At 62.7% G+C, this 24,381-nt stretch carries 24 protein-coding genes; 9 read left to right on the forward strand and 15 right to left on the reverse strand.

Translation table 11 applies throughout. From position 1 onward, the window contains the following. Positions 1-19: 19 nt before the first annotated feature. Positions 20-2,677: an alanine--tRNA ligase gene (alaS, locus tag IM737_RS04895; protein ID WP_236898781.1), complete on the reverse strand. Its 2,658-nt coding sequence runs from the start codon at positions 2,675-2,677 to the stop codon at positions 20-22. A 180-nt stretch (positions 2,678-2,857) separates the two neighbouring features. Further along, a complete protein-coding gene (gene recA / locus IM737_RS04900) occupies positions 2,858-3,934 on the reverse strand; it encodes a recombinase RecA (RefSeq protein ID WP_236898782.1) in 1,077 nt (358 codons plus the stop codon). Between the two features lie 268 nt (positions 3,935-4,202). Between recA and araD1 the strand changes: the two genes are divergently transcribed. Genes araD1 through IM737_RS04925 form a run of 5 tightly spaced genes read left to right on the forward strand, consistent with a single transcriptional unit; the run spans position 4,203 to position 7,376 of the window. Then, positions 4,203-5,198, forward strand: a complete 996-nt coding sequence (araD1, locus tag IM737_RS04905; RefSeq protein WP_236898783.1) for an AraD1 family protein — start codon at positions 4,203-4,205, stop codon at positions 5,196-5,198. Positions 5,199-5,251: 53 nt separating this feature from the next. Further along, positions 5,252-6,271, forward strand: coding sequence for an aldo/keto reductase (locus IM737_RS04910; RefSeq protein WP_236898784.1), 1,020 nt, complete (start codon positions 5,252-5,254; stop codon positions 6,269-6,271). A 59-nt stretch (positions 6,272-6,330) separates the two neighbouring features. Then, entirely contained in the window at positions 6,331-6,681 is a 351-nt protein-coding gene (locus IM737_RS04915) for an ArsR/SmtB family transcription factor (RefSeq protein WP_236898785.1), read from the forward strand. 11 nt (positions 6,682-6,692) lie between these two features. Continuing rightward, entirely contained in the window at positions 6,693-7,184 is a 492-nt protein-coding gene (locus IM737_RS04920) for an SRPBCC family protein (RefSeq protein WP_236898787.1), read from the forward strand. 6 nt (positions 7,185-7,190) lie between these two features. Then, complete coding sequence (locus tag IM737_RS04925) at positions 7,191-7,376, forward strand: hypothetical protein (protein WP_236898789.1); 186 nt, start codon at positions 7,191-7,193, stop codon at positions 7,374-7,376. Positions 7,377-7,384: 8 nt separating this feature from the next. On the opposite strand, the gene IM737_RS04930 is transcribed toward IM737_RS04925, so the two are convergent. From IM737_RS04930 to flgB, 8 genes are all read right to left on the reverse strand, one after another. Next, positions 7,385-7,780 carry a DUF2237 family protein gene (locus tag IM737_RS04930; RefSeq protein ID WP_236898791.1) on the reverse strand — a complete coding sequence of 132 codons (396 nt, stop codon included), beginning with the start codon at positions 7,778-7,780 and terminating at the stop codon, positions 7,385-7,387. After that, a complete protein-coding gene (gene cckA, locus IM737_RS04935) occupies positions 7,777-10,350 on the reverse strand; it encodes a cell cycle histidine kinase CckA (protein ID WP_236898793.1) in 2,574 nt (857 codons plus the stop codon). Before cckA ends, IM737_RS04930 begins: the two co-directional genes overlap by 4 nt. A 145-nt stretch (positions 10,351-10,495) precedes the next feature. Continuing rightward, positions 10,496-11,578, reverse strand: a complete 1,083-nt coding sequence (gene flhB / locus IM737_RS04940; RefSeq protein WP_236898795.1) for a flagellar biosynthesis protein FlhB — start codon at positions 11,576-11,578, stop codon at positions 10,496-10,498. Between the two features lie 144 nt (positions 11,579-11,722). Then, positions 11,723-12,490, reverse strand: a complete 768-nt coding sequence (fliR, locus tag IM737_RS04945) for a flagellar biosynthetic protein FliR (RefSeq protein WP_236898797.1) — start codon at positions 12,488-12,490, stop codon at positions 11,723-11,725. Between the two features lie 2 nt (positions 12,491-12,492). Then, positions 12,493-12,759: a flagellar biosynthesis protein FliQ gene (gene fliQ, locus IM737_RS04950; RefSeq protein WP_236898800.1), complete on the reverse strand. Its 267-nt coding sequence runs from the start codon at positions 12,757-12,759 to the stop codon at positions 12,493-12,495. 188 nt (positions 12,760-12,947) lie between these two features. Further along, a complete protein-coding gene (gene fliE, locus IM737_RS04955; protein WP_236898802.1) occupies positions 12,948-13,283 on the reverse strand; it encodes a flagellar hook-basal body complex protein FliE in 336 nt (111 codons plus the stop codon). A 17-nt stretch (positions 13,284-13,300) separates the two neighbouring features. Next, positions 13,301-13,711: a flagellar basal body rod protein FlgC gene (flgC, locus tag IM737_RS04960; RefSeq protein WP_236898804.1), complete on the reverse strand. Its 411-nt coding sequence runs from the start codon at positions 13,709-13,711 to the stop codon at positions 13,301-13,303. Between the two features lie 9 nt (positions 13,712-13,720). Continuing rightward, a complete protein-coding gene (gene flgB / locus IM737_RS04965; RefSeq protein ID WP_236898806.1) occupies positions 13,721-14,128 on the reverse strand; it encodes a flagellar basal body rod protein FlgB in 408 nt (135 codons plus the stop codon). A 173-nt stretch (positions 14,129-14,301) separates the two neighbouring features. Here flgB and IM737_RS04970 point away from each other — a divergent pair, with 173 nt between their 5' ends. Both IM737_RS04970 and fliP read left to right on the forward strand, forming a co-directional pair. Continuing rightward, positions 14,302-14,994 (forward strand): flagellar biosynthetic protein FliO, encoded by a 693-nt coding sequence (locus tag IM737_RS04970; protein ID WP_236898808.1) that lies wholly within the window; start codon positions 14,302-14,304, stop codon positions 14,992-14,994. A gap of 16 nt (positions 14,995-15,010) precedes the next feature. Continuing rightward, complete coding sequence (gene fliP / locus IM737_RS04975; RefSeq protein WP_442874191.1) at positions 15,011-15,754, forward strand: flagellar type III secretion system pore protein FliP; 744 nt, start codon at positions 15,011-15,013, stop codon at positions 15,752-15,754. Positions 15,755-15,759: 5 nt separating this feature from the next. Here fliP and IM737_RS04980 read toward each other — a convergent pair whose 3' ends face one another. The 5 genes from IM737_RS04980 to IM737_RS05000 all read right to left on the reverse strand — a co-directional run bounded on the left by IM737_RS04980 (position 15,760) and on the right by IM737_RS05000 (position 22,551). Then, complete coding sequence (locus IM737_RS04980) at positions 15,760-19,155, reverse strand: tetratricopeptide repeat protein (protein ID WP_236898810.1); 3,396 nt, start codon at positions 19,153-19,155, stop codon at positions 15,760-15,762. 147 nt (positions 19,156-19,302) lie between these two features. Next, a complete protein-coding gene (locus IM737_RS04985; RefSeq protein WP_236898812.1) occupies positions 19,303-20,433 on the reverse strand; it encodes a MotE family protein in 1,131 nt (376 codons plus the stop codon). Then, complete coding sequence (locus tag IM737_RS04990) at positions 20,430-20,858, reverse strand: DUF6468 domain-containing protein (RefSeq protein ID WP_236898814.1); 429 nt, start codon at positions 20,856-20,858, stop codon at positions 20,430-20,432. Before IM737_RS04990 ends, IM737_RS04985 begins: the two co-directional genes overlap by 4 nt. Then, entirely contained in the window at positions 20,858-22,030 is a 1,173-nt protein-coding gene (fliM, locus tag IM737_RS04995) for a flagellar motor switch protein FliM (RefSeq protein WP_236898816.1), read from the reverse strand. Before fliM ends, IM737_RS04990 begins: the two co-directional genes overlap by 1 nt. Beyond that, positions 22,030-22,551 carry a flagellar basal body-associated FliL family protein gene (locus IM737_RS05000; protein WP_236898818.1) on the reverse strand — a complete coding sequence of 174 codons (522 nt, stop codon included), beginning with the start codon at positions 22,549-22,551 and terminating at the stop codon, positions 22,030-22,032. Before IM737_RS05000 ends, fliM begins: the two co-directional genes overlap by 1 nt. 287 nt (positions 22,552-22,838) lie before the next feature. On the opposite strand from IM737_RS05000, the gene flgF reads away from it, so the two are divergent. Both flgF and flgG read left to right on the forward strand, forming a co-directional pair. After that, positions 22,839-23,576, forward strand: a complete 738-nt coding sequence (gene flgF, locus IM737_RS05005; protein ID WP_236899864.1) for a flagellar basal-body rod protein FlgF — start codon at positions 22,839-22,841, stop codon at positions 23,574-23,576. Positions 23,577-23,591: 15 nt separating this feature from the next. Further along, the gene (flgG, locus tag IM737_RS05010; protein WP_236898821.1) at positions 23,592-24,377 is read left to right on the forward strand and encodes a flagellar basal-body rod protein FlgG; all 786 of its coding nucleotides are present in this window, start codon (positions 23,592-23,594) and stop codon (positions 24,375-24,377) included. Positions 24,378-24,381: the final 4 nt, after the last annotated feature.

Below are 24,381 nucleotides of genomic sequence, written 5' to 3' on the forward strand. Positions count from 1 at the left end.
GGGATTTTCCATTCATTGCCTAGAGGGCGCCACGGACTGCGGCGATTGCCTCGGCGCCCCGGGAACCATCGGGGCCACCGCCCTGCGCCATGTCAGGACGACCGCCGCCGCCCTGCCCGCCCAGCGCGGCGGTTGCGAGCTTGATGAGGGTGCCCGCAGCATACTTTGCCGTCAGGTCATCGGTCACGCCGATCGCGACCGTGCCCTTGCCATCGTCGCCCTTGAGCACGACGGTCACGACACCGGAGCCGATGCGCTTTTTCTCGGCATCGACCAGGCCCTTGACGTCCTTGGCGGCGATGCCTTCGACGGCGCGCCCGACATAGGTCACGCCATTGACCGTCTCGTCGGCAGCAGCGGTGGCGCCAGACCCGGCGCCGCCGCCTAGCGCCAACTTCTTGCGGGCATCGGACAGCTCGCGCTCGATCTTTTTGACGTTGTCCTGCAGGGCCGCAATACGGTCGAGCACCTCGTGGCTGCCCGAACGCAGCAGGCCCGCTGCCGATTCAACGATCTGCACATTGCTATTGCCGCGATGACGCGCCGCCTTACCCGTCAGCGCCTCGATGCGACGCACGCCCGCCGCGACGGCACTCTCGGCCACTACGGATACCAGACCGATATCGCCGGTGCGCCGCACATGCGTGCCGCCGCACAATTCAACCGACCAGCCCAAACCGTTGCCGGTAGGCTCGCCCATCGCAACGACACGGACCTCGTCGCCATACTTCTCGCCGAACAGTGCGCGCGCGCCCGATTCCTTGGCCTCTTCAACACCCATCAGTCGCGTCTCGACCGGGGTGTTCTGGAGGATAATGGTGTTGGCGATATCCTCGACCTCAGCCAGCTCCTGATCGGTGACCGGCTTGGTATGGACGAAGTCGAAGCGCAGGCGGTCGGCGGACACCATCGAACCCTTCTGAGCGACATGGTCGCCCAGCACGATGCGCAGGGCTTCATGCAGCAGATGCGTCGCCGAGTGATTGGCCCGGATGGATGACCGCCGTCCGTGATCGACGGTCAGCGTCAATGGCAACGCGAGCTTGATGGCACCCTGGGTAACCCGGACCTTGTGTGCAAAGACGCCGTGATGCTTCTGCGTCTCGGTGACATCAGCAGCAACGCCCTCGCCCTTGACCACGCCGGTATCGCCGACCTGGCCGCCGCTTTCGCCATAGAACGGCGTCTGGTTGAGGATGATGAAGCCTTCCTCACCCACAGCCAGCGTCTCGACCATCTGGCCGCCACGGACCAGCGCCGTAACAACGCCTTCGGCAACCTCGGTTTCGTAGCCAAGGAATTCGGTCGGGCCGACCTGGTCGGCCACTGCAAACCAGACCTTGTCTTCACCCGCTTCACCCGAGCCCGCCCAGCTCTTGCGCGCCTCGGCCTTCTGCCGCGCCATGGCATCCTGGAAGCCGGACAGATCGACATTGATGCCGCGGTTCCGCAGGGCGTCCTGGGTCAGATCGAGTGGAAAGCCATAGGTGTCATAGAGCTTGAAGGCGGTGACGCCTTCGAGCATGTCGCCCTGCTTCAGATCGACAGTCGCGTCGTCCAGCAGTTGGAGGCCGCGGCTCAGCGTCTTGAGGAAGCGGCGTTCTTCGAGATGGATGGTTTCCTCAACCATGGTCTCGCCGCGCACCAGTTCCGGATAGGCCTGGCCCATTTCGCGGACGAGCGTCGGCACGATGCGGTGGATCATCGGCTCCTGCGCACCCAGCAGCGTCGCGTGGCGCATGGCCCGGCGCATGATGCGGCGCAGCACGTAGCCACGCCCCTCGTTGGACGGCAGCACGCCCTCGGCGATCAGGAAGCTCATCGACCGCAGGTGATCGGCAATAATGCGAAGCGAGGCCAGCGGCCCTTCCTCGATACCCTTAAGGCTGGTGCCGGTCTGATGGGCCACGGAATCGATCAGCGTCTTGAACAGGTCGATTTCGTAATTGTTGTTAGTGCCCTGCATGACCGCGGCAACGCGCTCGAGCCCCATGCCGGTATCGACCGACGGCCTGGGCAGCTTGGTGCGGCTGCCATCGGGCGCCTGCTCGAACTGCATGAAGACGAGGTTCCAGATCTCGACGAAGCGATCGCCGTCTTCTTCAGGCGATCCCGGAGGGCCACCCCAATACTTGTCGCCGTGATCGTAGAAAATCTCCGAGCACGGACCACAGGGACCGGTATCACCCATCTGCCAAAAATTGGACTTGGCGCCGAGACGAACAATCTTGTCTTCGGGGAGACCCGCGATCTTCTTCCAGAGTTCGAACGCCTCGTCGTCGTCCTGATAGACGGTAGCGCTCAGCTTTTCCTTGGGAAGGCCCCATTCCTTGGTCAGCAAGTTCCAGGCGTATTCGATCGCCTGATCCTTGAAATAGTCGCCGAACGAAAAGTTGCCCAGCATCTCGAAGAAGGTGTGGTGACGCGCGGTGAAGCCGACATTGTCGAGATCGTTGTGCTTGCCGCCGGCGCGCACGCTCTTCTGCGCGGTGGTGGCGCGCGAATAGTCGCGCTTCTCGACGCCGGTAAAGACGTTCTTGAACTGGACCATGCCCGAATTGACGAACATCAGTGTCGGATCGTTGCGCGGCACAAGCGGGCTCGACGCGACGGCTTCATGACCATTGCGGGCAAAGTAATCGACAAAGCTCGAACGGAGGTCATTTACGCTGGTCATGTCAGGCTTTCATTCGGAAACTGGCGCCGCAGCGCCGCAGAACAGGTCGGCTGGCTTTCTATCCCGTGGTTTGCCGGGATGTCCAGCATTGCGGCGGGATTGGGGTGGCGACAGGCCCAACAAACAAAAGAGGCATCGCTTGCGCGATGCCTCAGGCATTCCCTGCATGGGAGGCAGTTTTTATTCGTCGTCGCTACCAGCGTCGTCATCGCCGCCTGCCACCAGCAGCACTTCGCCGAGGAGGCCCGAGCTTTCGCGCACCCCCTGCTCAATGGTTGCTGCAGCCGCCGGATTGTCCTTGAGGAACTGGCGAGCGTTCTCGCGGCCCTGCCCCATGCGCTGGCTATCGTAGGAGAACCAGGCGCCTGACTTCTCGACGACACCGGACTTGACGCCCAGATCGAGAAGCTCGCCGGTCTTGGAAATACCCTCGCCATACATGATGTCGAATTCGACTTGGCGGAACGGCGGAGCCAGCTTGTTCTTGACCACCTTCACGCGGGTCTGGTTGCCAACGATCTCTTCGCGATCCTTGATGGCGCCGATGCGACGGATATCGAGGCGAACCGAGGCATAGAACTTGAGCGCGTTACCGCCGGTCGTGGTCTCGGGCGAGCCATACATCACGCCGATCTTCATACGGATCTGGTTGATGAAGATGACCAGGCACTTGGACTTGGAGATGGACGAAGTCAGCTTGCGCATGGCCTGGCTCATCAGGCGGGCCTGCAGGCCCGGCAGTGAGTCGCCCATCTCGCCTTCCAGCTCGGCGCGAGGCGTCAGTGCCGCCACCGAATCAACCACCAGAACGTCAATGGCGCCGGAGCGGACCAGAGTATCGGTGATTTCGAGGGCCTGTTCGCCGGCATCAGGCTGCGAGATCAGCAGGTCATCGACGCTGACGCCGAGCTTGCGGGCATAGATGGGGTCGAGGGCATGTTCGGCGTCGACGAAGGCGCAGATGCCGCCAGCCTTCTGGGCCTCGGCAATCACATGCAGCGCCAAGGTGGTCTTGCCCGAGCTTTCCGGCCCGAAGATTTCGACGATACGCCCCTTGGGCAGCCCGCCAATGCCCAACGCGATATCGAGACCAAGCGAGCCGGTCGAGATCGACTCGACTTCGATGGACGATGCCTCGCCAAGGCGCATGATCGAGCCCTTGCCGAAATTGCGCTCGATCTGGCTGAGCGCCGCGGCAAGTGCCTTGTCCTTATCCATCGATCCACCTTCAACTACACGAAGCGGCGCGTTAGCCATCTAGTCTCTCCTTATTCCACGCTCTCGGAGGCTGCGCAACGCGCCGACGCCTGATGTGGCCATGCATTGAATGTGCCCTATTTGTTCTCATCTTGTTCCGGAACTGTCAATGCACAAAATGAGAACATCCTGCCAGATCATGTCAGCAGGACCGCGAGAATCATGCTTCCGTCGATAAGTATGATTTTTGGGCTTGCGTCTGGGGGGCATGTTGCGTTTTATGCCAGCCAATTCGGCCCTGTCGGGCGCCCAGCGGAGGAGCCCCGCCATGAATCTCATCCAATTCTTCGACACCAACGGTGAACGCGCGGTTGCGGCTGTCGAAGGCGGCACCGCCCGCAAGGTCAACGGCGCGACCAGCGTTTATCAGCTGGCAACCGCAGCGGCTGCCGGCAATGGCGGGCTGGCCGCCTTGATCGCATCGCATGGCCTGGGCGAGACGGTCGATCGCGCCGCCATCCTGGCCGATGGCCGCATGCTGACGCCAATCGATCATCCCGATCCCGCTCACCTCTATGTCACCGGCACCGGCCTGACCCATCTCGGGTCCGCCGCGACGCGCGACGCCATGCACAAATCGGCCGGAACGAAGGTCGAGGAAAACCTGACCGATTCCATGAAGATGTTCCGGATGGGCGTCGAGGGCGGCAAGCCGGCGGCTGGCCAGAAGGGCGTGCAGCCGGAATGGTTCTACAAGGGCAACGGCTATTCGGTGATCAATCCGGGCCAGGCCATTCCCTCGCCAAGCTTCGCGCTGGATGCGGGCGAGGAGCCCGAGATCGCCGGCATCTATGTGATCGACCAGAACGGCCAGCCACGCCGGCTTGGCTTTGCGCTGGCCAACGAGTTCTCCGACCATGTGACCGAGCGGGTGAATTACCTGTTCCTCGCCCATTCCAAACTGCGCGCCTGCTCGTTCGGGCCGGAGCTGCGCGTCGGCGATCTGCCCAACCATATCGAGGGCATGTCGCGCATCTGGCGCGACGGCAAGGTGCTGTGGGAAAAGCCGTTCCTCAGCGGCGAGAACAATATGAGCCACACCATCGCCAACCTCGAATATCACCACTTCAAGTACGACCTGTTCCGCAATCCGGGCGACGTGCACGTCCACTGCTTCGGCACGGCGACCCTCAGCTTTGCCGACGGCATCAGCACCAAGCCGGGTGACGCATTCGAGATCGAAGAAGCCCAGTTCGGCGCAGCTTTGCGCAATCCGATCCAGGTGCAATCCGAGCATCCGATAGTCGTAGGCAACCTCTATTAGCTTGAAGCATCGCCACTAACATGTCAGTTATCCCTCGCTCCGGGAGGGATAGTATGACGGCTCGTACATTCGAAAAACGCCGCGTTGGACAGACCGCGCTTGAGGTCACCACGCTGGGGCTGGGCGGCGCATCGCTGGCCGGTATTTTCAGCGCCGTTCCGGCCGATCAGGCCCGGGCCACTGTACATCACGCCCTTGATGCGGGGATAAACTACGTCGACACGGCACCCCAATATGGGCTGGGCCGGTCTGAGCACCTCGTTGGCGACGTGTTGCGCGAGCGTCGCATCGATGCCGTGCTTTCCACCAAGGTCGGCCGCCTCCTGGCTCCCGTGGTTGACGGACAACAGGACAAGGGCGCCTGGGTCGATCCCCTGCCCTTCAATCAGGTCTATGACTATTCCTACGATGGCGTGATGCGCTCGTTCGAGGACAGCCTGCAGCGGCTGGGGCTGGCCAGCGTCGACATCGTCTATGTGCACGATATCGGCGTTGCCACCCATGGCGTGGAAGGCAACAGGCCGCTGTGGAAGCAGCTCGAGACCGGCGGCTACAAGGCACTGCGCGAATTGCGTGACGGCGGAGTCATCAAGGCCATCGGCCTGGGCGTCAACGAGTGGGAAGTGCTGATGGACGCCTTCGCGCTGGGCGACTGGGACGTCTTCCTGCTGGCCGGGCGCTATACGCTGCTGGAGCAGACCTCGCTCGATCCGTTCATGACCACTTGCATCAAGCGCGGCGCGTCCGTGGTGGTCGGCGGCCCGTTCAATTCCGGCATTCTGGTTGGTGGCGACAAGTTCAACTATGCCAAGGCACCCGAGGCGATCGTTGCCAAGGTCAAGGCGATCGACGCGGTCTGCCAGGAGTTCGGCGTGCCTCTGCCGGCCGCAGCCCTGCAGTTCCCGCTGACCCACCCGGCGGTTTGCAACGTCTTGCCCGGACCGCGCTCGCCCGCAGAACTCGACGGCATTCTCGATTGGTGGGATGTAAGCATCCCCGGCGAGTTGTGGACGACTTTGGCCGCCAAGGGCCTGCTGGCACCCGGCACGCCGATTCCCGGTGGCACGGCTTGACGCATTTAGCCACACGGGAATAAGATAACCGAACGGTTCTAGAACCTGAAAGTTATTCCATGCCTGCGCCTGCCAGCCTCGACGCCACCTTTCAAGCCCTCTCCGACCCCACGCGGCGCGCCATCCTGGCGCGTCTGGCGCAGGGCGAGGCGTCGGTGATGGATCTGGCTGAACCTTTCGCCATGAGCCAGCCCGCCATATCCAAGCACTTGAAAGTGCTGGAGAATGCCGGATTGATCTCACGGGGCCGCGACGCCCAGCGCCGGCCATGCAAGCTTGAGGCCGGGCCTTTGGCAGAGGCGACGGGGTGGCTGATCGAGTACCGGAAATACTGGGAAACGCAGTTCGGGCAGCTGGATGATCTGCTCGCCGAGCTGAAAAAACTCGAAGCGATGGCTGGCAAGAACTGAGGGGGATAACCATGGCTTTTGGCGGACCGCTGACCATCACCACGCCGACTGATACGCAGGTCGTCATCACCAGGCAATTCGATGCGCCGCGGCATCTGGTTTTCGCCTGTTACACCCAGCCGGCGCTGATCCGCCGGTGGCTCAATGGCGCCGAAGGCTGGATCATGACCGAGTGCGAATTCGAAGCCAGAGTGGGCGGCAAGTACCGCTATGTCTGGAAGGCGCCAAGTGGCTACGTTATGGCGATGGGTGGCGTCATCCGCGAGATCGAGCCGGTGGAGCGCGTAGTCAGCGCCGAAATCTTCGAAGACGACTGGACCGGCGGCGAGACGATCTCCCGGCTGGAGCTGGAAGAAATGGCCGAACAAACGACACTCATCAACACAATCACCTACTCGTCCAAGGAGGCGCGCGACGGTGCGCTGAGCACGCCGATGGCCGATGGCATGGAGTTTGGCTTCAAGAAGCTGGATGTCGTGCTCACCGAAATTGTTCAGGAGTAGACACCAATGAACGATCCTCGCATCTCGGCGCTCATTTGTGCCGCTGTCGCTGCCTGGTTGGGCTACACGATCTTCTTTTCGGCCGAAGCACCCAGCACGTTCCTGGCGGTCGTCCAGTGGACGTTCTTTGTTGTGGCACTCCTGGGTGCCATCGCCGCGGTGATCCGCATCGTTCGAGAAAACGGGCGGTAGCTCCAGGTTCAGTTCAGATCCAGAGCATAGCCCCGCAGGACACCCATGGGGATAAGTCCGAGCACGGCCTGATTGGTGGCACGCAGGAACACGCGCGGCGCCTTGCCGGCCTGGTGGGCTTGTAGCCATCGCGCCGCCACGAGGCACCAGCGGTTGCCGGCCACCAGACCTGGAAACGCGTATTGTGGCATGGGGGTCGACAGGTCGTTGCCGACCGATTTCGAGTAAGCGAGGAAGTCGTCAGTCGCTTCGATGCAGACCAGATGCACCGCCGCGCTATCAGGGCCGACGGCGCAATAGCCGGTGCGGAAGAATCCGGTCAGCGGATCGCTGGAGCAAGGCTGCAGAGCCTCGCCCAGAACGTTGAACTCGGACGGTCCGTGAAACCGGCCCTGCTCGTTCAATTGACCTCGTCCTTGCCCAGCTTCTGCAGCACTTCCTTGACCTTGGAATTGATCTGGTCGAGCGAATAGGGCTTGGGCAGGAACTCGACGCTCTGGTCGTCCTCGATATCGCGGCGCACGCTTTCCTCGGCATAACCGGAGACGAAGATGACCTTGAGATTGGGCATCGTCTCGCGGACATGCTTGAGCAGCGTTGGCCCGTCCATTTCCGGCATGGCGACGTCGGAAATCATCAGGTCAATTCTGAAGTCCTGATCTTCCAGAATTTCTAGAGCCTCTTCGCCGCCATCGGCCTCGAACACTTCGTAGCCGGTCGTGCGCAGGGCGCGGGCGGAGAAAGCGCGCACGCTTTCCTCGTCATCGACCAGCAGGATGCGCTCGTGACCCGTCAGGTCCCTGACCGGCGCAGCAGCAGCCGCGACCTTGGCCGCCACTTCGGTGGCGCTGGCCACGTGACGCGGCAGGAATATCTTGAAGGTGGTGCCCACCCCGACAGTCGAGACCGGGTAAATGAAGCCCTCGGTCTGCTTGACGATACCATAGACGGTCGAAAGGCCCAGGCCGGTGCCCTTCCCCAGTTCTTTGGTGGTGAAGAAGGGCTCGAAAATCTTCTCGATAATCTCAGCGCTCATGCCGGTGCCGGTGTCCTGCACATCGATCAGCACGTAGTCGGCCGCCACCATGCCCTCGAAGCTCATCTGCGCCGCTTCGACCTGCTGGACATTGGACGTGCGAATGGTGATCGAGCCACCATTGGGCATGGCGTCGCGGGCATTGACGACCAGGTTGATGATGACCTGTTCGAGCTGCACCACGTCGGCGCGGACCGGCCATATGTTGCGGCCGTGCTCGACCGTCAGGGTATTCTTCTCGCCGATCATGCGCTTGAGCAGCACAGTGAGGTCGTCGACGATCAGCGGCAGTTCCAGCACCTGCGGACGCAGGGTCTGGCGGCGCGAGAAGGCCAGCAGCTGGCGGGTGAGGCCGGCGGCGCGGTTGGCGTTCTGCTTGATCTGCATGAGCTCGCTGAAACTGGGATCACCCGGCTTGTGCTTGAGCAGCAGCAGATCGGAGAATCCGATGATGGCGGTCAGCAGGTTGTTGAAATCATGCGCCACGCCACCGGCGAGCTGGCCCACGGCCTGCATCTTCTGGCTCTGGGCAAACTGGGCTTCAAGCTTGCGCTGGTCGGTCATGTCGAGGGCGTAGACATTGACCTGCTCGGGTGAGCCGGAACTCATTTCCGAGGCAGAGAGGTAGAGCCGTACGGCGTGATCGCCCTCGGCGCTAAGCAGGGCATCGACCGGCTCGACTTCAGAGCGATGCGCCGCAGCATCGGCCAGGGCCTTGCCGAACTTGTCGCGGCTGCCCTCCCCGATCAGCTCCGTCAGCGGCTGCATTTCGAGGCTCTTTTCCTCGCCGGACCAGCGGAAGATGCGCCCGAAGGGTGCATTGGTGCGGATGATCCGGCCTTCAGCATCGAGCGTCGCGATGGCAAAGGGGGTGTCGTTGAAGAAGCGCGAGAAACGGACTTCGGCGGCGCGCAACTCTTCCTCGGTGTCCGGGGCGTTGGACTTGTCGAGCACCAGCGTCCGCGTCTCGCCCAGTTCGCCATCGGCAAGGCGGGCAGCGCGATGCAGCAGGCGGACCGGCAGACTGGTACCGTTGCGACGGACGAGATCGATATCGATGATCTCGGTGCGGATTTCGCCATCGCTGCGGCCGCCCATCAACAGATGCGAGCCATCGCCGCGCACAATATCGTTGAGACCGAGATGCCCGGAATTGAACTCGGCCAAATCATAGCCCAGCCAGTCGGTCAGCGTGGAGTTGAGATACTGGATGCGACCATGCGCATCGGCCGAGAAGAAACCGGCCGGCGAATGGTCGAGATAGTCGATGGCGCGCTGCAGGTCGCGGAAGGCGCTTTCATTGCTGTCGCGGTCGCGGGTGATGTCTTCGACGGACCAGATGACCAGTGGCTTCTTGGCCTCGTCGGATTCAGGCAGCGGGCGCACGCCGACGCGGTACCAGTAGGCCTTGCCGCTATTGGCCTGCGAACCGCCAAGACCACCGACAATGCGGACATCCTCGATGGCGGCGCGACCGTCCTTGGCGGCGCGCGACAGGCGGTAGATGCCTTCGCTGGCCTCGGACTGACCGGCAAACAGGCGCGGCACGCCGACCGGCAGGCCATTGGTCATCGCCCCGGTGAAGCTGCCATAATGAGAATTGACGTAGGAAATCTTGCCATCGCGATCGGCCACGACGGCGCCGAACGGCAGGCTGTCGACGACCGCGTTGGAGATGGTGCGCCGGTCTTCGCCCCCGGCGAAGCGGAACAGGCCCGCCGCGAGGCCAAACAAGCAGAAGACGCCGACCACTGCCAGCACGCCGACAAAAGTCATGATCAGATCGGGCGAAATACGATCGCTGAACAGCGAGAACGCCACGGCTACGGCGATCAGAACCAGGCCCAGGACGACGACCCGCCACAGCCCGGCGCTGCCGCCCCGGTTGGCCAGCAAGGGGTCTGGATAGCTGTCCTCGCCGAGCGGCGTCGATGCCATGGGTCAATCTGCTCCGTGGGTGCCGAATCAGGCACTGCCATTGGTCTAGCAAATGGCCGGTGCATGGGGGAGAGCGAACGCGGTTTTCAACACGGGATGGGCATATAAGCGTGCCAAAGCACCGCCTCGCCTTTCGGGGATGCCCCTAGCTCGACTTCCAGCCCGGCCCCTTCTTGAGCCGCATCACGAAGCCGATGACTTCGGCCACCGCCTTGAAGTGCTCGTTGGGGATCGTGTCGTCCACCTCGACGCTGGCGAACAGCGCACGCGCGAGCGGCGGGTTTTCGACGATCGGGACGTCGTGCTGCTTGGCCAGTTCGCGGATGCGGAAGGCCACGGCGTCGGCGCCCTTGGCGACGCATTGCGGGGCGCCCATGGCACGGTCGTATTTGAGCGCCACGGCAAAGTGGGTCGGGTTGGTGATGACTACGGTGGCATCGGGCACGGCGGACATCATGCGCTTGCGCGAGCGCTCCTGCCGCAACTGGCGCAGTTTCCCCTTGATATGGGGGTCGCCTTCCATCTGCTTGTATTCGTCCTTGGTCTCCTGCAGCGTCATCATCTGCCGCTTCCACCACTTCTGGCGGACGTAGATGTAGTCGGCCAGAGCGATGGCCGTGACGATGGCCAGGGTCGCCGTGAAGATCTTGATGCCGATCTCCTGGAAGTCGGCCAGGATGATCAGGGGATCGGCGGTCATCATGGTGTCGAGCCGGTCGCGCTCGGGCCACACCACGAAGAACAGCACCGTGCCCACGACGGAAATCTTGAGCAGGCCCTTGCCGAAATTGACCAGGGATTCGCTGGAAAACATGCGCTTGAAGCCCGCCAGCGGCGAAATCTTGGAGAATTTCGGGGTGATCGGTTCGACGGACAGCAATGGCCGGTGCTGAATGAGGTTGGCCGCAACCGCGCAGGACGACAAGACGGCCAGCGGGATCAGCACCGTGCCCAGCAGCGCCAATGCCAAACCGTTGAAGAAGGCTCCGAAGCCCGCTCCGCCCAGCTCGAACTGGTCGGCATTCATCATCAGCACCTTGAGCGACCCCATCAGGTTCGCCGCAGTCGAGGGCGCCATCATCGCGAAGATAACGGCTGAGCCGAGCAGCATGAACCAGGTGACCACTTCCTGGCTCTTGGCGACGTCGCCCTTCTTGTGCGCATCCTCGAGCTTCTTTTGAGAAGGGTCTTCTGTTTTTGAGTCGTTCTCGGGGGCTTCGTCAGACATCAGGATGCCCCGCTATCCACGTGATGACGGCCTGCGAGCAGCAGTTGGCTCCGCTTCCGGTGCTCACGTACAAAACGTACGCTGCGCTCCGGTTCTCGCCAACCGCCGTTCTCGACTCGTCCTGACGTGGATTTCGGGACATCCCTAGCCCCTCCACATCGCGAGATGATTCTCAAAGCCGGTGAGGTACCAGCCCATCATCATGGTCAGCAGGAGCGCGAACAGCACCAGTCCGACGATGATATTGGCCGGCATCAGCACGAAGAACACCTGCATGGCCGGCATCAACCGGGCCAGGATGCCGGCGCCAAGGTTGAACACCAGGCCGAAAACGATAAACGGCGCCGACATCTGGACACCGATGGTGAAGGCGCTGGCGACCGTTCTGATGGCCATCTGCGCCGCATCGTCGAACATCAGCGGCGCATCGAGGGGAAACACCATGTAGCTGTCATAGGTTGCGGCCAGCGCCATGTGGTGCAGGTCGGTCGCGAAGATCAGCACCATGCCCAGGAAGCTGAGAAAGCTGCCGAACACCGCGCCCTGGATACCGGTTTGCGTCGGATCGGCGGCCATGGCGGTGGAGAGGCCCGTCTGAAACGCGATGATCGCACCGGCCACCTGCGTGGCCATCACGGTGATCCGGGCAATGGCGCCCAGGATGATGCCGATCGCCAGCTCGTGAAAGATGAGCCCGATAATGTCGATCACATCGTCGGGCATGGCGGGCATGCCGGGCGACAGCAACGGATAGACGACCAGCGTGAAGGCCAGCGCGAAGCTCAGCCGCATGCGGGCCGGGATCATGTCCTCGCCCAAGGCAGGCATGAGCATTAGGATGGCGCCGATGCGGGTAAACAGCAGCAGGTAGAGAAAGGCCGTATTGGGCAGCCAGTCGAGGCCGATGGTCACCGCTATCCGCCCACGATGATCATATCGATCACGCGGTTCATGTAGCCGCCCATGGTGGCGCCGAGGAACGGCAGGGTGATCAGCATGGTGATGAAGATGGCGATGATCTTGGGAACGAAGACCAGGGTCTGTTCCTGAATCTGCGTCAGCGCCTGGAACAGCGCGATGATGACGCCGACGACCAGGCCGACGATCATCATCGGCGCCGATACGATGATCAACACCCAGATGCCATCGGAGGAAATGTCGAGAACTTCGGCGCCGGTCATGGTTGGGTCCTAGTGGCGAATCGCGGCCTGCATTGCGCAGTTTACCCCAATAACGTGCCACGCCCTCGTGGTTCGAGGCTCGTGAAGAACTCGCACCTCACCATGAGGGCTACTTTGGGTTCGGTGCTCCAGTAGCCCTCATGGTGAGGCGGGAGCTCTTGCGACCCTCGAACCACGAGGGCGTGGCACTAGATCGGCATCCGCATGATTTCTTCGTAGGCCGAGATCACGCGGTCGCGCACCGTCACCATGCTTTCGATGGCGATTTCGGTTTCGCTGAGGGCGGTGACCATGTCGACCACGTTGGCCTTGCCGTTGACCATGTCGATGGCCATGGCGTCGGAGGTCTTGCCGGTATCGACCACACCCTGCACCTGCTGGGCCAGCATATCGGCGAAGTTGGGACCGCTTTGCGGATTGGCGAGCGCCAGCAGATCGGTGTTGGGCTTGGCGGCCTGGTTGATCAGCCGGCTGGCATTGCCATAAGCGGCGGTGGCGGCGTTGAACGGTGTACTGATGGCCATGACGCTCTCTTAGGGTTTCAGCCGCGCAGGATGTCGAGCGTGCGCCCGAGCATCTGCCGCGTCACGGTGACGACGTTGAGGTTGGCTTCGTAGGTGCGCTGGGCCTCGCGCATGTCCATCGTCTCGATCAGCGGATTGACGTTGGGATATTGCACATAGCCGGTGGCATCGGCCGCCGGGTGACCCGGCTCGTAGCGGGTGCTGAAGTCGCTCATGTCATAGGCCAGGTTGCCGACTTCGACGATATTGCCGCCGACATCGGCGTCGAAGGACGTCTCGAAAGTCGGCACGCGGCGGCGATACGGCTCGTCGCCCGGCGCCTTGCCAGCCGAGTCGGCATTGGCGATGTTCTCGGCGATGACGCGCATGCGGGCCGTCTGGGCATGCATGCCCGTGGCGGCGATGCGGAGCGAGGAACTGAAGTCCATGATTTACTCCTAGGCCTGACGGCCGAGCGCGGTTTTGAGGATCTTGATCGACTTGGTGTAGAGGCCCGTGGCCGCCTGGTAGTCCATCAGGTTGGTGGTGACCTTCATCATCTCGTCTTCGAGCGTGACGCCATTGCCCTCGGGCGTGATCTCGAAATTGGCCATGCGCTGCGCGCCAAAGGCGCTGCTGTCGCTGCTGGCCACCGAGAAGTGCGTTGGCTGAGTTGCCGTGGTGGTGACGGTGGCCGACGAAAAGGCGCCGTTGTTCTGGGCAAAATCGTATTGCGCCAGGTCGCGACCGCGGTAACCCGGCGTTTCCGCATTGGCGACGTTCTCGGCCAACAGACCTTGACGAGTCTGATGCCAGCGCATTTTGTCTGCGAGCGCCGTGAAAACCGGCATATTCATGAGGCCCATGGCCTGAAGTCCTCGCGAGAGTCGATGGTGATGGGCAAATCTTGCCGGTCTATGGTTAATCAAGCGTTAACCTGATCAGGCTAGGTCGGTTTTCGTCTCGCATTCTGCACATTTGCGCGGCTTAGTAGGCAAGATATGCCGCCCGGATTCGGGCCAGACGTTTTGGAGACGACATGGAAATCATCACCGCACCTTTCGGCGGCCTCATGAACACCCTGTTTGCACTGGGCGCGGTCGTCGTCGGCATCATATTGGTGGTGTGGCTGCTCAAGCTGCTGACGGGCGCGACCGGCCGGGCTGTCCGTGGTCGCAACCGGCGGCTGGGCGTGGTTGATACGCTGGCGCTCGATCCCAAGCGGCAGTTGCTGATCATCCGCCGCGACAATGTCGAGCACCTGATCCTGACCGGTGGACCGGCAGATGTAGTGATCGAGACCGGCATCGTGGTGGAAGAAGAAGAGGCGGCGCAGCCATCTCGTCGGCCGATCCCGGTCGTTGCCGGACGCAAGCCAGCCCCTGCCCCAGCGCAGAAGCCTGCGGCTCCAGCAGTACCCGTGGCTCCAGTGGCCGCTGTCGCGCCGCCCGTCGCCGTGCCGACCCCCGAACCCGCTCCGGAGCCAGCCCTGCCCGGCTCGGCACTCGAAAAGCTGCGTGCGCAGGGCTTGCCCACCAACAAGCGCGCACACCTGTCGCTGCGTCATACCGGGCTGTTGCGGCCCGTCAGCGAGATGGAAATGGCGGTTTCCCCTGAAAACGCCGTGACCGCGGCTTCCCAGGCCGTCGACTCAGCTAAAGAGAACAACGCACAGCGAGAGATCGAAGGCGTTGACGTTGTCGAAGGCACTACCGAGGCAAACCGGAACTGACGCCGCACCGACGCGCCTGCGTCGGCTCGCGCCCTATGCCGCGCTGCTATCGCTGGTCCTGCTTGCGGTGACATCCAGCCTGGCCTTTGGCCAGGACGTTTCGATCGATTTCGGCGACGATACGACGATCACCGAACGGGCCGTGCAGATCATCGGCCTGATCACGCTGCTGTCGCTGGCGCCGTCGATCCTGGTGATGGTGACGAGCTTCACCCGTATCGTGGTTGTGCTTTCCCTGCTGCGCACCGCCATCGGCCTACAAACCGCCCCGCCGAATTCGGTGATGGTGTCGCTGGCGCTGTTCCTGACCATCTTCGTCATGCAGCCAACACTGCAGGCCAGCTACGACCAAGGCATCGCGCCGTTGCTGGCCGGTGAAATCGAGATCGCCGAAGCCTTTGAACTCGGCAGCGCGCCGCTACATGAATTCATGCGGGCCAATGTGCGCGAGCAGGATCTGAGCCTGTTCTACGACCTCACCGATGCGGAGATCCCGGCTGAGCCCGAGGCCATTCCGCTGCAACTGCTGATTCCGGCTTTCATGATCTCCGAACTGCGCCGGGCCTTCGAGATCGGCTTCCTGCTGTTCCTGCCCTTCGTGGTGATCGACATGGTCGTCGCCTCGGTGCTGATGAGCATGGGTATGATGATGCTGCCGCCAGTGGTGATCTCACTGCCGTTCAAGCTGATCTTCTTCGTGCTGGTGGACGGCTGGTACCTGGTCGCCGGTTCGCTGGTCCGAAGTTTCGTGAGCGGCTAGCGAGCTTAAGCGCCGCCTGGAGCACCCACGCTGGCGATGCCAGCGTCTGGCTCGGACGCAACGGTCGGGGCCAGGGCGCCCTCCCCGCCATAGGTCTCGCGATAGGACGACAGGAACGAGTTGATGCCATCGGTGCCCGCCACCTGGTTGGCGACCGTCTTGAACTCGAGACTGGTGACTTCGACATTGCCTGTCACCAGGTCGAACATCGGCCATTCCGGTGACGTCACCATCGCATCGCCGAACTTGGAGCGCAGCCGCGACAGGCCGAAGGTATCGCCGGCCAGTACGAAGCCGACGGCGGCCTTGATGACGCTCATGCGGGCCGGCTGCGTGAGCGCGGTGCCGGGATTCTCGGCATATAGTGCCTCGATCATCTCGCTGGCTTGCGCATAGCGGCGGGCTTTCCAGTGGGCGTCGATGCGCAGCAGCGTGGCGTCGCGGCCATCGAGATCGCGCAGCAAGTCCAAGGCCAGTTGGTCGCGGCCACCATCGATCATCGCCCGCGCTTCGAGGATACGGCGCTGACGCGCCAGTGATTCCGGAATATCGGGCAGGCGCGTGGCATTGAGCACCCGCAAGGCATCCTGCGGCTTGCGGTCGGCCAGGTAGATGATGGCCAGGTCGGCAGCTATCTGTGTGCGGGCGACGCCGCGCAGACGGTTGTCGAGCTGGTATTCGAGCAGTTCAGCGGCCTGCGGCAGGAGATCGACGCGGACCAGGCGACGGGCCAGGTTGCGGATCATCTCGTCGCCGCGCGCGCCCGGCGGGGTGAGCTGACGGAAATCGTAGTAGAGCCCTAGCGCATCGACCGGCCCCATCGCATCGGCCATGCCATTGAGGAACAGTTCGCCGAACATGCGCTGTGCCTCGTCGCGCAGAGCGTTGATCGGCGGGCTTTCGGGATAGTTGGCAACGGCCTGCTTCACCGTCTCGAAGCCGAGGCGATAGTCGCCATGGCGGAAATAGAGCTCGGCCAGCAGCTTCTGCATGTCGGCTTCGAGCGGATTGCCGCGCCACAGCAGCGATTCGGCAGACAGCGTCTCGGTCCCCTTCGCCAGGTTCAGCTTGCCGGACTGATCGAGCAGCAACAGCGTGCGATAGATCGCCTCCGCCCGGGTGGGACGGATATCGGCGGTGATCACCTGACCATAGGTGTCGATGGCTTCGTCGATCCGGCCCTGCGCTTCGTCGATCCGCCCCGACAGCAAGTGATAAAGGCTCGAGTCCGCAGCGTCGAGGCCGGCAAAGTCGACTTCATCGAGCAGTCGCTGGGCCATGCTGGTGTCGCCGGTTTCAACCGCTGCACGGATCGCGGCAAACTGGAATTTGCTGCGCACCCAGCGCGGATAGGTATCGACGATCGTCGCCGCCTCAAGTGCGTCCATCTTGGCGCCCTTGTAGTCGTAGGCATCGGCACGGGCGATCGTCCGCCAGAGCAGCGCATCGACCTCTTGCCCCATGCTGGTACTGTTGAGGATCTGCAGTGCATCGGCCGAACGTCCGGCGATGGTATCGGCGATGGCGCGCGACAGCCGAACCTTGCGCGTCAGATCTTCTGCCTTGAGATCGGTCTCCAGCACATCGAGGACGCCGATCGCCTCAAGGCCGAAGTGGTTGGCGATGTAATACTGCGCCAGGTCGAGGCGGGCGATGTCGCGGTCCCTGCCCTCTGTGGCAGCGGCTTCGGCCAGCAGTTCTTCCTTGTGCTCGGTGAAGAGGCCAAAGTCTGGCTGCTCCAGCTGTGCGAGATCGATAAAGCTGCCGCGCATGGCTTCTGCGATGCCATTGCCAATGGTACGCGGACCATCGAGGGCGGAAACGGTCAAACCACCCGAGGTCGACAGGACGGCCAGATCATTTTCGATCGTCACGTCCAAGTCGAGTGTTTCGGGCTTGATCACCAGCCCATGCACGCTGCGCAAGGCGGAGAAATCGACATAGTCGAGCGTCCGCGTCACACCACGGGCGGGCGGGAATGCGGTGACGACCTTGAGGACGTCGCCAACGACGGGATCACGGAAATCATGCACGCGGGCAGGCCGGGCCACATCGGCCACGATCTCGAAGTCGCCTTCGGCGTCACGGCGGCGGCTGAGTTCGATCGGCTCGGTCGGCGTCAGCATGATATCTCCAAGCGACAACACCCAGGCCATACCTTCCGACCCAAGCGTCGCCAGGCGGTCCTGCGACAGCTCCACGCGCACCATCTGCGTGTCGCCAGCCGTGACCACGGCGAACTCGCTCGCCAGGGCATCGAGGGCATCGGACTGGGGTGGCGGTGCAATGCCAGAAATGGTGTCGAACATCATCCACACCGTATCACCCCGGCGGAACACGGCGGCCGGCGTATCCTGCTCGAACGGAAACACCACGCGCACGGTCGAGCCGAGGACGCTGATGAACGGCGTGACGGTCTTGCTGGCACTTTCGGGATAGAGCATGCCAACCAGCGGGTCGGCCGGCGTCTCGTGGACTTCGCCGTGTTCGGCCTCGGCAGCGACGCCATCGGCCAGGCTTGCCGTATCGAACGTCGGCAGGCCTATGCCGGCAATGTCGATATCCATGATGTATTGGCGCGGCGAGTTTTCGTAAAAACGCGGCTTGATGCCTTCGGCCAGCTGCAACGTGATCACCGACCCATCGGGGTTGACCGCACTCTCGACCGAAACAATTTCCGGTGGCAGATCGATTGCCAGATCGCGCAGATCGACGCCCACCGGCCATTCAAAGGAAATCAGCCCAAGCTCGCCCTCCTGAACATAGTCGCCCGTGGTCGGCACGCTCCAGTCGAACTGGACGCGCAGGAAGGTTGGATTGCGCCCAACGCGGATGGTGGCCTTGGGATCGAGATCGGCCACCCCGGCTGCCTTGCGCTCCTGTTCAGCCCTGATCGCGGCGACGCGGGCGCGCTCAGCCAATTCGTCGATGATAGCCTGCGGGAGCGCCGGTGGCATGCCCTGCCAGCTGGTCGGCAGCAGGTCGATGAAGAGTTTTTCGCCCGCTTCGATGCGGTTGAAGCTGAATGCCGTGCGCAGACCGATGCGCAAGCCCCGCCCGTCAGGGTCAACGCGCGCCACCGACAGATAGTCCGGCATGGTCGAGCTGACATCGGGCAGGATGATCGAGACCTGATCGACAAACTCGATCGAGAGCACGCCGTTTTCGATGCGCATCTCGTATTTGGGAAGGCTGTCGCGACCCGGGAAACTGAGGATCAGCCGGCCGTAGCCTTCTTCCTGGGTGGCAAAAAGCTGCCCCTGTTCCTGTGCATAGGCGGGGGCTATGAGGCCGAGCAGCAGCACGGCGCATAGAGCCAGGACGCGCCTGGCGCGAAGCCAACCTGCCTTGATCGCGGTCTTCACCGGCTTCTGCCCGCCCGACGCAATACGCGCGTTCACAGGGGCCGATTTCTGGGCCGGGAGCACGCGCAGGGTTACAACACAACACAACACACTCGGACCGTCGTTCAGCTGATCGGCAATTGGTCCTAGAGTGGCACCCTAGCGTTGTGGGCTTAACGTCGCCTTACCCCAATCGGGAAAGACTTATTGACCGACGATCTGCGGAAGCGCCGCCAGATCCTCGGGGGTCATCTCGGTGGCAGGGCGGTCGGCCAGGTCGGCCATCTTGACCGTCAGCTCCTGCGCACGAGCAGTGTCCATCTCGGCCAGGATCGGCGCCATCTTGCGGGCGCTCATGGCCTTGGCAACGCGCAGCAGCACGTCCATGTCGAGATTGTTGAAGATATTGGCGGCGTCCTTGGGCTTCATCGTCTCATACATGGCGACGATGCCGGCAAACTGGCCGCTTTCCATCTCGGTACGCTGATCGACCAGGCTGGAAATCTGGGCTTCAAGCGCCTCTAGGGTGGCGGCACGCTCGGCGATACGCTGCTCGGCGGCATCGACGATGGACGCGCGCAAAGCCAGGTCCTGCTCGTACTGCTCCAGCTCGGTGCGGCGGGCGGCAAGGCGTTCGAGCAATTGCTGCTCGGTCAGCGAGGCACCGTCGGTGCTGACCAGCGGGGTAGTACCGCCAAGACCGTCGATCTGCATCGGCACGGCGTCACCCGAGGGCAGGCAATCGGCCATGGACGCGGCAAAGCTCGGCAGGGTCGCCGCAGCCTCGCCTTCGGCGGCAGCCTCACCTTCTGCGGCCGCGTCGCCCTCGGCGGAAGGCGCGCCGTGATCGCCACCGGCATCTGCTGCCGCGGCCGATGCCGGGTTGATGATGACGGTGCCGTCGGCCTGGATGGCCGCGTCGGATTCAGCGCAGAACGTGCTGGAGGGCGTAGCAGGCGCTTCGGCGACCGCGTGTTCGGCTTCGCCCGCGGCAGCTGGTGGCTGTTCGCCCTCCGCTGCGGGCGCGCCATGATCGGCTGCGGGCTCAGCCGGCGTGGCACCATGAGCTGCAGGTTCGGCAGCCTGCCCGATGGTGGGCGCCTCATCGGCGAGAGTGGGGCTGGTGTCTTGCAGCGTCGGCTCGCCCGGCAAAGTGAGCGTGGCATCGGCCTCAGTGGTGGCACCGCCCTCCCCACCAGCGCTCGCGCCGGACGCCTGCGCCGCGCGGACGCCCGTCAGCACATAGCCGCCATTGGTGACCAGACCCAGGGTCTTGAGCACCAGCAGCGCCGCTATGGCGAGGACGACAACGGGAAGCAGGCGGATGTTTTTCACGCAGCGGCTCCGCGGCTACGGACGCGAGCGGACAGCTGGTCGAGCGCCGACTGCACCTTGTTGGGCTGCTCCACCGGCTCGATGGCCTGGCTATGCCGCGCCACGCTGGTGATCTTGGCAATACGTTCCATGAGGACCGTGCCGGCATTAACGTGGTTGGCCAGCTCGATACCAAAACGCTCGGCCTCTTCGAGGCGCGAATTGAGTGCCAGATCAGCCTCGACGGCTGTCTGCTTGAGCTCCTTGATCGCCTGGTTGGCCAGGTTGGTGGCGCCGACAAGATCGGCCACCATCTGGCGCAGCATGTCCTTGTCTTGATGCAGGCGCTTCAGGCGCTGATTCAGGACAATGCAGTAACCGATTGTGAGTGCCATCAGAACGGCGACGGCGCTCTCCACGAATATCCCCAGGGGCAAGCCGAACATCATCGTCCTTCCATTTTCTCGTCGATCGCTTCGAAGGCCGCCATGGTGACCTTGGGCGGATTGAGCGGGCGGGAAACCCGCACCGATACGTGATTGCCGATATGGCCCATGATGGCCTCGGTGAGTTCGACATCGCCGCAGCGCAGGCGCACCGGATCGCTGGGCGAGCGTTCGAACATGACGGTATCGCCCGGCTTCATCGCCAGCATACGGCTGAGCGGCAGGTCCTGCTCGTGCAGCACCGCCTCGATCTCGACATTGGCCGAGTAGATCTCGGTCGCCAGGTGACCTTCCCAGATCGGGTCGCGGCCGAACTTCTCACCCATGAACATCTGCAGCAGCTGTTCGCGGATGGGTTCGATCGTGGCGTAGGGCAGCAGGATTTCGATCTTGCCGCCGCGATCGTCCATCTCAATGCGCAGTTCGATCAGGATGGCGGCGTTGCCCGGCCGCGAAATGGCGGCAAAGCGCGGGTTGGTTTCCATGCGCTCGAGCTTGAAATTGACATCGGTCACCGGCTCGAAGGCACGGTGGGTATCCTCCAGGATGATCTCGATCATCTTGCGGGCCAGCGCCATCTCGATGGTGGTGTAAGGACGGCCCTCAACGCGGATATTGCCGCCAATACGTCGACCACCAAGCAGCACGTCGATCATCGAATAGATGAGGCTCGAATCGACGGTCAGCAGGCCGTAATTCTCCCACTCCTCGGCCCGGATGACCGAGAGAATGGCCGGCAGCGGTATCGAATTGAGATAGTCACCGAAGCGCACCGACGAGATCGAGTCCATGGTGACTTCGACATTGTCGGAGGTGAAATTGCGCAGGCTCGTCGTCGCCAGCCGCACGAGGCGGTCGAAGACGATTTCGAGCATCGGCAGGCGTTCGTAGCTGACCAGTGCCGAGTTGATCAGAGCCTGGACGCCTGTCAGCTCGACATTGCTGCCGACGCTAGCGTCAAAGCCCAACAGGCTGTCGATTTCGTCCTGGTTGAGGACGCGGTCCGGACCGCCCTCCCCATCGCCATTGTCGCCTTCGAGCATCGCCGCCCACTCGGCGGCGGCCTCCGCGGCTTTCTCCTCGTCGGTCTGCTCTACCGGCTCGACGGGCACGATCGAATCGTCGACCCCCCAATCTTCGCTGAGCTTGTCCTGGTCGGTGGGCCCAGCCATCACTGCACCAGGATTTCTTTGAACAGTACCGATTCAACACGAGAGGGATAAATCGCCACGTTGACGCGGCGCAGCAGCTCTTCCTTGAGACGATAGACGCCGGCTGAACCTTCGAGGTCGGACCGGCGCAGCTCGCGCAGATAGACCTGGAACGCATCGACCACTTTGGCCATGCGCGGCTGGATTTCGATCATCATGGCTTCGTTGGCGACTTCCAGCGCCACGGTCAGCTTCATGAAGGCCTCGCCCTCGCCCTCGTTGTTGAGATTTACCACCATGGGTGGGAGATTGAAGATGAAGGTATGCGCTGCAACTGCGCCGTGGCCGTCGGTCGCCGCAGCGCCGTGCTCGCCCTCCACTGCATGCTCGGCATCGGCTTCGGCCGAGCCCGATGACAGGAAGAAGAACAGTCCGGCGCCGCCCAGGAGGACGACAATGGCGGCTGCGCCGATGATGATGAAGAGCTTGGGAATGCCCTTCTTTTTTTCGGCTGCGCCTTCGATTTCCGCTTCAGCGGCCATGCCAACCTGCCAAACCCGAGCATTTCCGGACGATTCCGGCTCTTCGTCCAGCTAAGCGCTCGATGGTTAATGATTGGTTACAATTGGACGTCATGCGGCAGAATTTGCCGGGTAAGTTTTGCCGCGCCCGGAAAGGATGGACCGGCAAGGTTCATCCCATGCTTTCGTTATCCATATGATTTTATTAAATTTTCTGCTCTGGCATGGTTTCTGCAGTGTAAACGGCGAGACCATCGGCTTGGGGAAGCAGGCGGTCTCGGGGAAGTTAACACCGGGGATCAGCGATGATCGAAAATGCGCAACTGATCAGCCTCTCAAGGCAGATGGCGCTGCAGCGGCAGATGGATGTGGTGGCCAACAACATGGCCAACATCAACACCACAGGCTTCAAGGCCGAGAACATCCTGTTCGAAGAATATGTGATGCCGGTCGCTCGCGACCAGGACTTCCCCCGGATGGACCAGCCGCTCTCTTATGTGCAGGACTGGGCCACCATTCACGACCTCAGCGGCGGCGCCATGGTGCAGACCGGCAGCCCGCTCGATGTCGGCCTCAATGGCGACGGCTTCTTTGCGGTGGAAACACCGGCCGGCGAACGCTGGACCAAGGCTGGCTCCTTTCAGATCAGTGCCAATGGCACCCTCGTTGACGCCGGTGGCAATCCCGTACTGGGCCAGGGCGGACCCATCCAGTTCGGCCCCGAGGAAACCGACATCCTGATCGCCAGCGACGGCTCGATCAGCTCCAGCGCAGGCGCCAAGGGCAGCCTGCGCCTCGTCGAATTCGCCAATCCGCAGGAACTGACCCGCGAGGGCAACAACCTGTGGGCCGGTGGCACGCCGATTGCACCGACCAATACACGGGCCATGCAGGGCTTCGTGGAGAAGTCGAACGTCTCGGGCGTGTCCGAGATGGCCGAGATGATCCGCGTGCAGCGGGCCTATGAGTCGATCGCCAACCTGACGTCCAAGCAGGACGAACTGCGTCGCACGGCCATTCAGCGCCTCGGCGATACCAACGCGTAATCCGGAGTACATGCCATGAAAGCTCTCTACATCGCATCGACCGGCATGAGCGCCCAGGAACGCAACGTCGAAGTCATTTCGAACAATATCGCCAACATGCGGACGACCGGCTTCAAGCGCCAGCGCGCCGAGTTCGAGGACTTGCTGTATCAGCAGATCACCCGCGCCGGCTCGCAGACGTCCGACCAGGGCACCATGGTCCCTGCCGGCCTCGAAATCGGTTCGGGCGTGCGTACCGTCTCGACGCCCCGCGTGATGAGCCAGGGCAACGTCAACATCACCGAGCGCGAGCTCGACGTCGCCATCCGCGGCGAGGGTTTCCTGATGGTCACCCTGCCCGATGGCCGCACCGCCTATACCCGCGATGGCTCGCTGGAACGCGACGCTGAAGGCACCCTGGTCAATTCGAGCGGCTACCCGCTCGATCCCGGCATCACCATTCCTGGCAATGCCACTGCTGTCGCCATCTCGCCTGACGGCATGGTGTCCGCCTATCTCGACAACGATGCAGCGCCGACCCAGCTCGGCCAGCTCCAGCTCGCGCGCTTCGTCAACAAGTCGGGCCTTGAATCGCTGGGCGACAACCTCTTCACCGAAACCGCAGCGAGCGGCCCGGCGCAGGTCAGCGTTCCCAGCTCCGAGGGCACCGGCAACCTGCTGCAGAATTACCTCGAAATGGCCAACGTCAATTCGGTCACCGAAATCGCCGACCTCATCGCCGCTCAGCGCGCCTACGAGATGAACGCTCGCGTCATCTCCGGCGCCGACGAGATGATGCAGGCCACGAGCCAACTGCGCTAGGGAA

Origin of the sequence: Devosia sp. SL43 (genome assembly GCF_021729885.1) — a bacterium.
In the GTDB taxonomy this organism is placed as follows: Bacteria; Pseudomonadota; Alphaproteobacteria; order Rhizobiales; family Devosiaceae; genus Devosia.

Coding starts and splice junctions, on each gene's coding strand:
- IM737_RS05000 (WP_236898818.1), bottom strand. CDS start 22,551: ATGGCCGCTGAAGCGGAAATCGAAGGCGCAGCCGAAAAAAAGAAGGGC.
- flgG (WP_236898821.1), top strand. CDS start 23,592: ATGAAAGCTCTCTACATCGCATCGACCGGCATGAGCGCCCAGGAACGC.
- IM737_RS04920 (WP_236898787.1), top strand. CDS start 6,693: ATGGCTTTTGGCGGACCGCTGACCATCACCACGCCGACTGATACGCAG.
- araD1 (WP_236898783.1), top strand. CDS start 4,203: ATGAATCTCATCCAATTCTTCGACACCAACGGTGAACGCGCGGTTGCG.
- IM737_RS04910 (WP_236898784.1), top strand. CDS start 5,252: ATGACGGCTCGTACATTCGAAAAACGCCGCGTTGGACAGACCGCGCTT.
- flgB (WP_236898806.1), bottom strand. CDS start 14,128: ATGGGCCTCATGAATATGCCGGTTTTCACGGCGCTCGCAGACAAAATG.
- fliM (WP_236898816.1), bottom strand. CDS start 22,030: ATGGCTGGGCCCACCGACCAGGACAAGCTCAGCGAAGATTGGGGGGTC.
- IM737_RS04990 (WP_236898814.1), bottom strand. CDS start 20,858: ATGTTCGGCTTGCCCCTGGGGATATTCGTGGAGAGCGCCGTCGCCGTT.
- fliQ (WP_236898800.1), bottom strand. CDS start 12,759: ATGACCGGCGCCGAAGTTCTCGACATTTCCTCCGATGGCATCTGGGTG.
- IM737_RS04915 (WP_236898785.1), top strand. CDS start 6,331: ATGCCTGCGCCTGCCAGCCTCGACGCCACCTTTCAAGCCCTCTCCGAC.
- flgC (WP_236898804.1), bottom strand. CDS start 13,711: ATGGACTTCAGTTCCTCGCTCCGCATCGCCGCCACGGGCATGCATGCC.
- IM737_RS04970 (WP_236898808.1), top strand. CDS start 14,302: ATGGAAATCATCACCGCACCTTTCGGCGGCCTCATGAACACCCTGTTT.
- alaS (WP_236898781.1), bottom strand. CDS start 2,677: ATGACCAGCGTAAATGACCTCCGTTCGAGCTTTGTCGATTACTTTGCC.
- recA (WP_236898782.1), bottom strand. CDS start 3,934: ATGGCTAACGCGCCGCTTCGTGTAGTTGAAGGTGGATCGATGGATAAG.
- cckA (WP_236898793.1), bottom strand. CDS start 10,350: ATGGCATCGACGCCGCTCGGCGAGGACAGCTATCCAGACCCCTTGCTG.
- fliE (WP_236898802.1), bottom strand. CDS start 13,283: ATGGCCATCAGTACACCGTTCAACGCCGCCACCGCCGCTTATGGCAAT.
- IM737_RS04925 (WP_236898789.1), top strand. CDS start 7,191: ATGAACGATCCTCGCATCTCGGCGCTCATTTGTGCCGCTGTCGCTGCC.
- flhB (WP_236898795.1), bottom strand. CDS start 11,578: ATGTCTGACGAAGCCCCCGAGAACGACTCAAAAACAGAAGACCCTTCT.